Annotated in this window: 14 protein-coding genes and 1 pseudogene; 8 read left to right on the top strand and 7 right to left on the bottom strand. The window is 67.1% G+C overall.

From position 1 onward, the window contains the following. Window positions 1–99: 99 nt before the first annotated feature. Window positions 100–378 carry a hypothetical protein gene (locus ACZ0AA_RS13365; protein ID WP_400863489.1) on the top strand — a complete coding sequence of 93 codons (279 nt, stop codon included), beginning with the start codon at window positions 100–102 and terminating at the stop codon, window positions 376–378. A gap of 271 nt (window positions 379–649) precedes the next feature. On the opposite strand, the gene ACZ0AA_RS13360 is transcribed toward ACZ0AA_RS13365, so the two are convergent. Next, a complete protein-coding gene (locus tag ACZ0AA_RS13360; RefSeq protein WP_400863492.1) occupies window positions 650–1,348 on the bottom strand; it encodes a hypothetical protein in 699 nt (232 codons plus the stop codon). Between the two features lie 226 nt (window positions 1,349–1,574). Between ACZ0AA_RS13360 and rpsF the strand changes: the two genes are divergently transcribed. The 4 genes from rpsF to rplI are packed head-to-tail and all read left to right on the top strand — an operon-like array spanning window position 1,575 to window position 3,230. Beyond that, on the top strand, window positions 1,575–1,943 hold the full coding sequence (rpsF, locus tag ACZ0AA_RS13355) for a 30S ribosomal protein S6 (RefSeq protein ID WP_400863494.1): 369 nt from the start codon (window positions 1,575–1,577) through the stop codon (window positions 1,941–1,943). 5 nt (window positions 1,944–1,948) lie between these two features. Beyond that, window positions 1,949–2,461 carry a single-stranded DNA-binding protein gene (locus ACZ0AA_RS13350; RefSeq protein WP_056311050.1) on the top strand — a complete coding sequence of 171 codons (513 nt, stop codon included), beginning with the start codon at window positions 1,949–1,951 and terminating at the stop codon, window positions 2,459–2,461. Between the two features lie 50 nt (window positions 2,462–2,511). Beyond that, the gene (rpsR, locus tag ACZ0AA_RS13345; protein ID WP_042541518.1) at window positions 2,512–2,766 is read left to right on the top strand and encodes a 30S ribosomal protein S18; all 255 of its coding nucleotides are present in this window, start codon (window positions 2,512–2,514) and stop codon (window positions 2,764–2,766) included. Window positions 2,767–2,777: 11 nt separating this feature from the next. After that, entirely contained in the window at window positions 2,778–3,230 is a 453-nt protein-coding gene (rplI, locus tag ACZ0AA_RS13340; protein WP_400863496.1) for a 50S ribosomal protein L9, read from the top strand. Between the two features lie 87 nt (window positions 3,231–3,317). Here rplI and ACZ0AA_RS13335 read toward each other — a convergent pair whose 3' ends face one another. The 6 genes from ACZ0AA_RS13335 to ACZ0AA_RS13310 form a co-directional block, all read right to left on the bottom strand. Continuing rightward, a complete protein-coding gene (locus ACZ0AA_RS13335) occupies window positions 3,318–3,809 on the bottom strand; it encodes a hypothetical protein (RefSeq protein ID WP_400863502.1) in 492 nt (163 codons plus the stop codon). After that, window positions 3,806–4,096, bottom strand: coding sequence for a WXG100 family type VII secretion target (locus ACZ0AA_RS13330; protein ID WP_400863504.1), 291 nt, complete (start codon window positions 4,094–4,096; stop codon window positions 3,806–3,808). The genes ACZ0AA_RS13335 and ACZ0AA_RS13330 overlap by 4 nt, the downstream gene beginning before the upstream one ends. Further along, window positions 4,096–4,512 carry a hypothetical protein gene (locus ACZ0AA_RS13325; protein WP_400863506.1) on the bottom strand — a complete coding sequence of 139 codons (417 nt, stop codon included), beginning with the start codon at window positions 4,510–4,512 and terminating at the stop codon, window positions 4,096–4,098. The genes ACZ0AA_RS13330 and ACZ0AA_RS13325 overlap by 1 nt, the downstream gene beginning before the upstream one ends. Next, window positions 4,509–5,714 carry a hypothetical protein gene (locus ACZ0AA_RS13320; protein WP_400863509.1) on the bottom strand — a complete coding sequence of 402 codons (1,206 nt, stop codon included), beginning with the start codon at window positions 5,712–5,714 and terminating at the stop codon, window positions 4,509–4,511. The genes ACZ0AA_RS13325 and ACZ0AA_RS13320 overlap by 4 nt, the downstream gene beginning before the upstream one ends. 233 nt (window positions 5,715–5,947) lie before the next feature. After that, entirely contained in the window at window positions 5,948–7,414 is a 1,467-nt protein-coding gene (locus ACZ0AA_RS13315) for a chaplin family protein (protein WP_400863512.1), read from the bottom strand. Window positions 7,415–7,523: 109 nt separating this feature from the next. Continuing rightward, window positions 7,524–8,669 carry a hypothetical protein gene (locus ACZ0AA_RS13310; RefSeq protein ID WP_400863514.1) on the bottom strand — a complete coding sequence of 382 codons (1,146 nt, stop codon included), beginning with the start codon at window positions 8,667–8,669 and terminating at the stop codon, window positions 7,524–7,526. Window positions 8,670–9,223: 554 nt separating this feature from the next. Here ACZ0AA_RS13310 and dnaB point away from each other — a divergent pair. The 3 genes and pseudogenes from dnaB to ACZ0AA_RS13295 all read left to right on the top strand — a co-directional run. Next, complete coding sequence (gene dnaB, locus ACZ0AA_RS13305; protein WP_042541564.1) at window positions 9,224–10,597, top strand: replicative DNA helicase; 1,374 nt, start codon at window positions 9,224–9,226, stop codon at window positions 10,595–10,597. 58 nt (window positions 10,598–10,655) lie between these two features. Next, window positions 10,656–10,850: a three-helix bundle dimerization domain-containing protein gene (locus ACZ0AA_RS13300; protein WP_400863517.1), complete on the top strand. Its 195-nt coding sequence runs from the start codon at window positions 10,656–10,658 to the stop codon at window positions 10,848–10,850. Window positions 10,851–10,891: 41 nt separating this feature from the next. Continuing rightward, window positions 10,892–11,230, top strand: a pseudogene (locus ACZ0AA_RS13295) (DnaB-like helicase C-terminal domain-containing protein); the annotation flags it as partial. Window positions 11,231–11,341: the final 111 nt, after the last annotated feature.

The raw sequence follows: 11,341 nt of genomic DNA, 5'->3' as shown, positions 1-11,341 counted from the left end.
CTAGCCTCCGCCCATCGGGGAGTTCTCCGCCCAGCAGGGTGGGGCCGCACAACGCTGCGAATGAGATATCGGTGCAGCCCCACGTCGTAGGGTGGCCCCATGGCTGAGGATCGTGGCAATCTGCGAAAGCGTCGGGAGATCATCGCGGCGTACGTCGTCGCTCTCGAACGGCCCGAGGAACTGCTGCGGATCTGCGCAGATACCCCCGGGGACATCGCATCGGCGGTGGTGGCCGTGGCCGAGGCTTTCGATGTGAGCGACGACGCGGCCCAGGCGATCCTCGACATGCAGGTGCGGCGATTCACCCCGCGATCGTTGGCCCAGATCCGAGCCGAGCTCGCTGAGGTCGACCGGCGTATCGCCGACGCCTCAGCATGACGGGCGCCTCCCGCGGTACCGGGTGAATCGGGCTGAGGCCGTCGCGCCCGCACCTGGGGAGGAGATCTCCCTCTGGGGAGGACATACCGAGCCTGAGACTCCTCCCGACGGGGAGTTCTCCTCCCAACGGGGAGTTCTCCTCCCGAGCGGGCAGCCGAGAGGGCGGCCCGAGCAGGCCCCGAGAGGGCACCCGAGCGGATGCTGCGCCAGGAGCCTAGAAACGCACTGCGGGCCGAGGCGATCGCCCCGGCCCGCAGCATCCGCTCGTGGATCAGAGAGGTGCGACGATGTCCTGCTCGACGTCCCACTCGGTGATCTCGAGCGAGGTCTCGATCATCTGGCCCGCGGCCTCGGTGCTGCCGGTCGTCGCCAGCACCACGTAGTCGTCGGTGACCTCGAACACCACGTCGACCGGGACGCCCTGTGCCTCGGACGTGCCGCTCACCAGGTACACGTCCTGGCCCAGGCGGCTGCCGGTGCCGGTGACGGTGAACTCGCCGGTGAGGGCGCCCGCGGCCGTGGCCGGGTCGGTGCCGGCGGCCGTCGCCGCACCGCTGCTGAGCGCGGCGATCATCGGGTCGCTCGAGTTGGGGTCGGCGACCTGCCACTCGCTCGTGGGCGTCTTGACCCATGCGTCGTCGCCGATCAGGATCAGCGACCCCATGGGCGTGATCGTCTCGACGGCATCCGTCTTGGGGTTGTAGCGGGCGGTGGTGTCCATGCCCAGGATCGACGTCTTGGCCTGGTATCCGGCCGTGTCGGTCATCGCCTCGGTGATGCAGGCGCCGAGCGCGGTGCCGTCCACGGTCGCGCCTTCGGCCAGCTCAGGGCAGTCGGACTCGGGCGCGGTGGTCTCCTCCGCCGCCGCGGTGGGCTCTTCTTCGGCGGGCTCCTCGGCACCCGCGGTGCACCCGGTGAGCAGTACGGTGGCGGTCAGGACGATGCCAACCCCCCACTTGTTGACGCGCATGGCGTTCCCCCTTCGGTCGCGTGAGCACTGAGTGTCAGCGCACACGCATTCCAGCATGCCAAGTCGCACTGCCAGTCCGTGGAGGCATACCGAAGGTTTCTCCGCTAGACTGTCAAGGTTGTCTGCCATCAGGCGCCCACTCGGGCGGCTCGGCGGATGACGTTCACACACCCTCCTGCTTCCGGGAACGTCCCGGAAGCCGTTCTAGTCCGAAGGAGGTGGGTAAGTGACGCACCAGTACGAACTCATGGTCATTCTGACCCCCGAGATCGACGAGCGCACGGTCGCCCCGACGCTCGACAAGTTCCTGAAGGTCATCACCAACGATGGTGGCTCGATTGACAAGGTCGACATCTGGGGTAAGCGCCGTCTGGCTTACGAGATCCAGAAGAAGAACGAGGGCATCTACGCCGTCGTCAACTTCACCGCTACCAGCGAGGCCACGCAGGAGCTCGACCGTCAGCTGAAGCTGAACGAGCAGATCATGCGCACCAAGGTCCTCCGTTCTGAGGAAGCTCAGGCGATGGTCGCGTTCGAAGCGAAGCGCTCCGAAGAGAAGGCTGCTCGCAAGGCCGCCAAGGCTGCGAAGGCCTGAGTCCGATGGCCGGCGAAACAGTCATCACCGTGGTGGGCAACCTCACGGCCGACCCCGAGCTGCGCTACACGCAGAACGGACTGCCGGTGGCGAACTTCACCATCGCTTCGACGCCTCGGAACTTCGACCGCGCCGCCAACGAGTGGAAGGACGGCGAAGCGCTGTTCCTCCGTGCGTCGGTCTGGCGCGAGTTCGCCGAGCACGTGGCGGGTTCGCTGACCAAGGGCATGCGCGTCATGGCGCAGGGCCGTCTGCGTCAGCGTTCCTACCAGGACCGCGAGGGCAACCAGCGCACCGCTATCGAGCTGGAGGTCGACGAGATCGGCCCCTCGCTTCGGTACGCGACCGCGCAGGTCACCCGTGCGGCGTCGACCGGTGGCGGCGGCGGTGGCGGCGGACAGTCGCGCCCCGCACAGCAGCAGCAGGTGTCGGAGGAGCCGTGGTCAACGCCCGGCTCGTCGACCAGCGCAGATGCCTGGAGCACTCCGGGCAGCTTCGGTGACGACACCCCCTTCTGAAACAGGATCTCCGGATGCTTCGGCATCCGTCTCATCATTAAGGAAAAACAATGGCTGGAAAGTCTAGCGGCGACCGCCGCAAGCCGCGGAAGGGTGGCAAGCCCACCGCTCCCGCGAAGTCGATCCGGGTCGGAGTCATCGATTACAAGGATGTCTCCACCCTCCGCAAGTTCGTCTCGGAGCGTGGCAAGATCCGCGCCCGTCGTATCACCGGTGTTTCGGTGCAGGAGCAGCGTCTGATCGCCACCGCGATCAAGAACGCACGCGAAATGGCACTCCTGCCCTACGCTGGCGCCGGCCGGTAAGGGGTAACGAGATGGCAAAGCTGATTCTCACGAACGAGGTCGCCGGGCTTGGTAGCGCTGGTGACGTGGTCGAGGTCAAGAACGGGTTCGCCCGCAACTACCTCATCCCCAAGGGCTTCGCTACGGCGTGGACCCGCGGTGGCGAAAAGCAGGTCGCTTCGATCCAGGCTGCTCGTCAGGCGCGCGCGATCCACGACCGCGACGAGGCCGTGGCACTGAAGAACTCCCTCGAGGCCACCAAGGTGCGCCTGGCCGTCAAGGCCGGCAACGAGGGTCGCCTCTTCGGTTCGGTCAAGACCGATCACATCGCGGATGCTGTTGCAGCCGCGGGTCTCGGCTCGATCGACAAGCGCAAGGTGCACATCCCGTCGGCGATCAAGACGACCGGTGAGCACGAGGCCACGGTTCGTCTTCACGACGACGTGACCGCAGTCATCACGCTGCAGGTCGTCGCCGCCAAGTAAGGCGCGACGCTCTCGAACGCCCCCTGTCCTTCGGGACAGGGGGCGTTCTGCGTGAGCGGCCGGCCGAGATCGTTCTGGTGACGTCGGCTAGCGGGTGAGTCCGAGCTCAGCGGCGCGTCGGGGATTCGCCGGCAGCGTCTGATCGACGTCGACGGACCGTGACCACCCTTCGTCCTCGACCGGGACGCCGCGGGAGACGAGAGCGCCCACGGCGTCGTCGACCCCGTCCACGAAATCTCCTCCGACGTGGGATCCGGCGACGAGCGAGACGATCACGCGGCTGAAGTGCGCGTCGACCGCGCCGATCCAGGTGACGGCCACGCCTCGGGCAGACAGCGGACCGAGCCTGGTCGTGAAGGTGGAGAGTCCGCTGCCGCCGATCAGGACATCACCGACAACCGATCCGCGTCTGTAGACCCGCTGCACTCCCGCCTCGGCACCCGGCGTCTCTGCACGGAAATGGGCGGCCTGCAGCGCGCGATCGACCTCGACCAGGGCGACATCGGCCGCATCAGCCGGAATGCGAAACGTCCGTGCGCCGTTGACCGCCCACCGCAGACGGCGCGGATCCTCAGTCACCGCGGCCACCCCTGAGCGAGCGACCGTTCGAGGTCGCGCAGCCCCGTCGACCATTCGTCCGCCAGCTCGCCGGCGGCCTTCGCGATGGCGGCGAGCTCGATCATCTGGCTCGTCCACCGGCGATGCGCTGCGGCATAGGCCGACTGGGCTTCACCACTCCAGCGGTGGGAGAGGTCGTCGGACATGGACTCCAACCGGGCGAGTGCCGCGCTGATCTGCGCGCTGCCCGAGGAGATCTCCGCCGCCAGGGCAGTGATCTGCGTGGGCTCGGCCTTGAGGACTGCCATCAGATCCGCCTCTCACGTGCCGCCATGTCGCGCAGCATCGCATCGATGCGTGCACCGCGTTCGGTCGTCTCCGCGTGCAGAGCACGCAGTTCTGCTCCGGGATCACGCGGATCGCCCGGTGCGGTGCGTCGCAGGGCTTCGACGAGCGCTTCCGACTGTCGGGCTCCGGTCTCCCTCACGAAGGCGGCCTCGACCGAGTCGTCTTCCCCCGAGAGCACGGCTTCGCGCGTCGTGAGGTTCAGATCGATCCGGCCCTGCAGCACCTGCCATTCGCGGCCCAGCGCTCCCGCGCGTGCCTGCGCGGCGAAGGCCTCGTCCGCGTCTTCCGCCTCCCCGGGAGGGAAGAGCGCATCGAGCTCCGATCGGACTGCGGCGAGTCGCTCCCGCCACGCAGCAGGGTCGTTCGCAGAGATCATGCGTACTTCCTCGTGGTGTGAAGGAGGACCTGAGCGAGATCCTCGAGTCGGAGAAGGTTCTCCGCCAACTGGGCGCGGGCCGACACGACGCTCTCGATCACGTCGTAGATGATGTTGATGATGGAGTAGATCAGGCGGATGACTCCGAAGATCTTGGTTGCGGCGAGAGCGCCCTCTGCGGCGGCGACGATCCACCCGGCGATGGGGACGGTCGCTTCCACCGCCATGCGAAGGAGCGTCTGCGAGAGCTGGTTGATCGCGAAGCCGATGGTCGCCGCCGCGGTCTTCGACGCCAGGACCAGCTGGCCGACGAGACCGGCGACGGTATCGGCCACGCTTCCCAGTCCGAAGGCCCCGAGTCCGATCGCCGTCATCCCGCCCTGATAGGCGGTCCCGGCATCGCCCTCCCAGAAGGTGGCCGTCTCGGCGAGGCCGGCGCCGTTGTCGGAGATCGCGCGCATCGCCTCCCCGACATGGGTCCACGCCTGCTGCACCTCCTCGATGCCCGTCCAGTCTCCGGCGAACGGCTTCATGATGACGTCCTCGAGCAGGCTCATGCCGATGAGCTGCTCGATGAGCCAGTCGACACCGCCCAGGATCGGCCCGGCGCCCCAGCGCATGTTCTCGATCTCGCTCTTCGTGGCGTTCGGGGCGACCAGCCACGACGACGCATCCGATCGCTCGCTCACCGAACCGGCTCCCGTCCATCCGTCGATGCGGGAGGTCGCGTTCTCGTAGAGGTCGGTGACGCCGTCCGACAGTGTTCCCGGTGTCTCGACGATCTCCACGAGGAGATTGGATTCCGGTGCGCCGTGGTCGGCATCCGCCGCAGAACCGGCTGCGCCGAGCGTGGGCGAGGACGACAGAGGGCTCTGATACGGAGGCAGGCTCAGGCCGATCTGCTGCATCAGCTGCTGCGCGGCCTGATGGGCCTGCTGTTCATGAGCTTCGTACGAGCGCGCGGCATCGTCGACCCGATCGGCCGCCAGCGCGCAGACCTGCCCGAATGTCTCCGCCGCCTGCACCCCGAGCATCGCGACCATCAGCGAGACACCGGTGAACGGAAGCATGACGATTCCTGTGTCCGATGGCGTGAGTATGCCGTAGCGCTGGATGTAGTCGGCGACCGCTCGAGTGTGCGTGTCCTGCTGCCTCCGCAGCACCTGCGACGCGAGCGCCATTTGACCGTAATCGACCTGCATGATGACCTCCCCCCAGAGATTCTAGGCGTATCGTGCCCGGCCGATCCGCAGCGCTTTCCCTCGGATTCCGGGCACGACGGATGCCCCGCGCTGGGGACGCGGAGCATCCGTGAGTTGTGCGGCATCGCAGACGCGGGCAGGGCTGGGGACCCTGCTCAAGGCATCACGGGATCCGCACACCGACGGTGACGCATCTCCTCCCCCGAGGATGACGTCACCGCCGGGGTCTGCGGCTAGGCCGTCGTGGGGCGACGGCGCAGCACCCCTGCTCCGAGAAGCAGCAGCAGCGCGGCGAGGACTGCGAAGCCGAGCGAGGTGGAGTCACCGGTGGCAGCGAGTCCCTCTGCCGGCGCGGATGCCGTCACGGCAGCGCCGCGTGCGACAGAGGCCGCGGGCTCGGTCGTGCCGGCGTCGGTGCCGGTTCCCGCCACTGCGCCGGGACTCGTGCCGGGATTGAATCCGGGGTCAGTTCCGGGGTCGATTCCAGGGTTCGTGCCCGGGTCGGTTCCGGGGTCGGTTCCCGGGTTCGTGCCCGGGTCGGTTCCAGGGTCCGTCCCGGGGTCGGTCCCAGGGTCCGTGCCGGGGTCGGCGCCGGGGTCGGTTCCCGGGTCCGTGCCCGGATCGGCCGCAGGCACCGTCGCCGTGCTCTCCCCGATCACGGAGATGGCGTTGCCGCCGACCGTGATCGGAAGGGTCACGGGCGCCGTGACCTGGGTGCCGCCGAGGATTCCGTCGTCACCGGTGGTGGTGCTGCCGGTGGTCGGGGTTCCCCCGGTGGTTCCGGTCGAGCCGGTTCCGCTCGTCGACTCGCTGTCTCCGATCACGGAGATCGCGTTGCCGGCGGCGGTGATCGGAGCGGTCACGGGCGCGGTGACCTGGGTGCCGCCGAGGATTCCGTCGTCACCGGTGGTGGTGCTGCCGGGGCTAGGGCTTCCCGTGGTGGGTGAGGTGGTGCCGGTGTCGCCGGCGCTCTCGCTGTCTCCGATGACGGAGATCGCGTTGCCGCCGATGGTGACCGGTGCGGTGACGGGTGCGGTGACCTGGGTGCCGCTTCCGATGCCGTCGTCGCCAGAGGTGGACGGCTCCGCGGATCCGGCTGCGCTGTCGCTCGCGGGCGCCGGTGCTGCGGCATCCTGTCCGAGGGTCTCGCTGTCGCCGAGTACTGCGACGGAGTTGCCCGACACGGTGACCGGAGCGTCGACCTGAATCAGAGCCTGGGTGCCCGACAGCAGACCGTCATCGCCGTTCGTCGTGATCGCCGGAGCGGGGGCGGGGGCCGGTGCCTGGGGAGCCTCGGCCGGCGCCGCCGACTCGCTGGACGAGTCGCCGAGCACGGTGATCGCGTTGCCGGTCACCGTGACGGGCACGACGACGTCCACGACGGCCTGGGTGCCGGACGCCGTGCCGGATTCGCCGCTCGTGGTGGGGGCCGGTGCGGGCGCTGGTGCCGGCGCGGGTGCCGGGGCCGGTGCGGGCGCTGATGCCGGTGCCGGTGCCTGCTGCGCGGAAGAATCTCCGAGCAGTGAGACGGCGTTGTCGACGATCGTGACGGGCGCCGTGATCGCGGTATCCGCCTGGGTGCCCGAGAGCAGACCGTCTTCTCCTGAGGTGTCTGCCGCGTTGGCGGCTGTTGCGCCGAGCAGGGTGATCCCGCCGGCGAGAAGCGTGCCCCACAGGGCCCGCTTGATGTATGTACGCATGATGTTCTTCTCCTGACTGGAGTTGGGTGTGTCTGGATGGGTGCACGCGAAGAGCATGTGCGCGCGCAGCACGGCATCTGTCGTTCACGAGGAACGACCGGACAACCCGTCAGTCAGGAGAGACGTCGGTGTCGGCGACCTGAGACGTCGGCAGGACGTCGTCGGGTGCACCGGGAGTGCGCTCCACAGCACGGAACGCAACAAGACCCGCGTCGCTGAGGTGCGCGGGAGAGAGTGAGGAGGCTCCGCTCGAACCGGCGGAGGAAGAGGGAGCCGCGGGAGCACCCGAGGGCGGTGACGAAGGTGAGTGCCGGTCATCGGATGCCGGCGCAGACGTGGCGGGCACAGCGATGGGTGCTGCCGGCTGGAGGCCGGATGCTGCCGGGTCGACGGGCTGAAGGCGCGCGACCGCAGGGGAGTGGAGGCCTGTTCGTGCATCGGCTGCCGCAGAGATCGCTCCTGCAGGGCTGAAGCCGAGCGGGATCGCTCCGACGGGATCGGAGTCCGGCTCGGATGCGGCAATGCCTGGCCGAGTGGGCGTGACGCCCGGAACAATCGGCGGCACGGTGTTGTCGATGACCCCGCCGACGATCGGTGTCGTCCTATCGACGACTCCGACGACCACGTCGATCACCGCGGGCACTCCGAGATCGTCGGTCACAGCTCCGACGATCGGCAGCCCTGCGATCAGGTCCGTCACGGGTGTCACGATCGGCGCCACCGGGGATCCGTCGACCAGATCGGTCACAGGAGTGGCGACGGCCTCGGTGGTGTCGGCGACGATGTCGACGATCGGCGACGTCGCCGGGCCGACGACCGGAACCTGCGCGATCGTCTCCGCGACGTGTTCCACGGTCGGCTGAGCCACCTGCTGCACCGGCTCGACGACCTGCGCGACGGCCGGCTCGACGACCTGCGCGACGACCGGCTCGACGACCTGCGCGACGGCGGGCTCGACGACGTGGGTGACGACCGGCTCGACCACCTGGGTGACTGCCGGGGCCACGACCTGGGTGACGACGGGTGCGACCGGCACCACGATCGGCGAGGTCGCTGCCGTCACGGTGTCTTCGACCGATTCGACCGTCTCGCTCACGACGGAGGAGACGCCGTCGAGCAGCGAATCGTTCGAGCCGTCGTCCGCGCTCGCAGACGCCCCTCCAGTCAAGATCGTGATCGCAGCCCACGCGACCGCGCCCAGGCCACCCCAGAGGGCGACAGCCGGTAGGCCGCGCCGGGTTTCCTGAGCGTTCACGTCGACTTCCCTCCCCCGAGAGCCATCGTTCGTCGTCGACGCACACCGCGTCGATTGCCGGTGACGATACTCCCGGTATATCGCGATGTCTAGAGGGTTCCGCTCGAAAACGATGACATCTCGCCCACATTTCGGAGGGTTGCGCAGTGTGACGCGCCCGGTTGAATCTCGGCTTGACTTTCCCCAGGTTGTACACATCCCGACTCGGATTCGATGAACCTTCAAGGCCCGGTTGAAGCACGTTCTCATCCACAGGGTGGGGAAACTCTAAATGCCAGTTCAGAAGCAAAAATAGAAGTCGGTATCCAGGTAGTCCACCGAGTTATCCACATGCGTTCTGCACAGACTCTCCGGACTTGTTCGCACTCTTTCCACAAAGTTATCCACAGGGCGTGTTGCGACCGAAAACCCCCGCTCGTAGCGTGGTGCAGCGACCCGATGTCGGAAGTGCCTGGTTTGCTGTGCGAACGGTCCTTCTCGAGCTGAATCGCATCGAGTGACCGACGCAGTCGGCACCGAGCACACCGGAAGAACGTCGCATCGAAGGGAGCAGCGTGTCGATCGCCGACATCTCAGAGGAGCGCCTCGGGGGCAAGCGCCCACCAGAGCGCACGCCCCCGCACGACACGCTCGCCGAACAGAGCGCGCTGGGCGGAATGCTCCTCTCGAAGGATGCTGTCGCCGATGTGATCGAGACGCTCAAGGGCGCCGACTTCTACATCCCCAAGCATGAGCTCATCTTCGAGGCGATCCTGTCGCTCTACTCGCACGGCGAGCCGACCGACGTCGTCGCCGTCACCGACGAGCTCATCAAGACGGGCGAGCTGAGCCGTGCCGGCGGAGCCGACTATCTGCACACGCTCACCTCGATCGTCCCCACTGCGGCGAACGCCGGCTATTACGCGGGCATCGTGTCGGAGCGTGCCATCCTGCGCCGTCTCGTGGACGCGGGGACCCGCATCGTGCAGCTCGGTTACGACGGGCAGGGCGACGCGACCGACATCGTCAACAACGCGCAGGCCGAGATCTACTCGATCACCGGCTCTGAGACCGCGGAAGACTATGTGCCGCTGCAGATCGCCGTCGACGCCGCGCTCGAGGAGATCGAGGCCGCCAGCGGCCGCGACGGATCGATGACCGGCGTTCCGACAGGCTTCAAAGAGCTCGACGAGCTGACCAACGGCCTTCACGGCGGGCAGATGATCGTCGTCGCCGCGCGTCCTGCGATGGGTAAGTCGACGCTCGCGCTCGACTTCGCCCGCTCGGCATCCATCGGTCACAACATCCCCTCCGTCTTCTTCTCGCTCGAGATGGGCAAGAGCGAGATCGCCATGCGTCTGCTGAGCGCCGAGGGGCAGATCCCGCTGCAGAACATGCGAAAGGGAAACCTCGACCCCCGGGACTGGACCACCGTCGCCGCCACACGAGGACGCATCAACGATGCTCCCCTCTACATCGATGACAGCCCGAACATGACGCTCGTCGAGATCCGCGCGAAGTGCCGTCGACTCAAGCAGCGCGAGGGGCTGCGGATGGTCATCATCGACTACCTGCAGCTGATGACGTCGGGCAAGCGCGTCGAGTCGCGTCAGCAGGAGGTCTCGGAGTTCTCCCGAAGCCTCAAGCTCATCGCCAAGGAGCTGCAGGTTCCCGTCATCGCACTGTCGCAACTGAACCGTGGTCCCGAGCAGCGCACCGACAAGAAGCCCGCGATCAGCGACCTGCGCGAGTCCGGTTCGATCGAGCAGGACGCCGACATGGTGATCCTGCTGCACCGCGACTCGGTCTACGACAAGGACGTGCGTCCGGGTGAGGCCGACCTGATCGTGGCCAAGCACCGTAACGGCCCGACGGCGACCATCACCGTGGCCTTCCAGGGTCACTACTCGCGCTTCATGGACATGGCCCCGGGCGGCGACTTCAACTGAGCATCGCAACCCACGCTCAGCTCTAGTGTGAGCAGGGCGTTCGTCATACGATGCTGCTGTGGCGACAAACATCGACCCTCAAGAGATCGTGAAGCAAGTCACCAACCGACTGGCCGAGCGCTATCCCGACGTCGAGAATGAGCACATCTCGTCGCTCGCCGTCGAGGAACTCGGGAAGATCTCGAACAGCAAAGTCACCGACTATCTCACCGTGCTCACCGAACGGGCCGTCCGTAGTCGACTAGCGAAGTAGTCCTGTCCGGCAACGGGCTCGCGCACCTGAGCCTTCGGTTTGCTCCGCTCTACATCGATGACAGCCCGAACATGACGCTCGTCGAGATCCGCGCGAAGTGCCGTCGACTCAAGCAGCGCGAGGGGCTGCGGATGGTCATCATCGACTACCTGCAGCTGATGACGTCGGGCAAGCGTGTCGAGTCGCGTCAGCAGGAGGTCTCGGAGTTCTCCCGAAGCCTCAAGCTCATCGCCAAGGAGCTGCAGGTTCCCGTCATCGCACTGTCGCAACTGAACCGTGGTCCCGAGCAGCGCACCGACAAGAAGCCCGCGATCAGCGACCTGCGCGAGTCCGGTTCGATCGAGCAGGACGCCGACATGGTGATCCTGCTGCACCGCGACTACGACTGAGGTGTAGGGACTAGTTGGAAATTTCCGTTTCGCAGATGAAATATCCACGGTGTTCCCACGTGGATATTTCGGTCGAGCGACCGGCGAGAACGCGAGTCGACT

The organism is Microbacterium sp. AC035, assembly GCF_979258485.1.
Note: the sequence above shows the minus strand (reverse complement) of the source record. Positions and strands in the feature narration are given on the sequence as shown.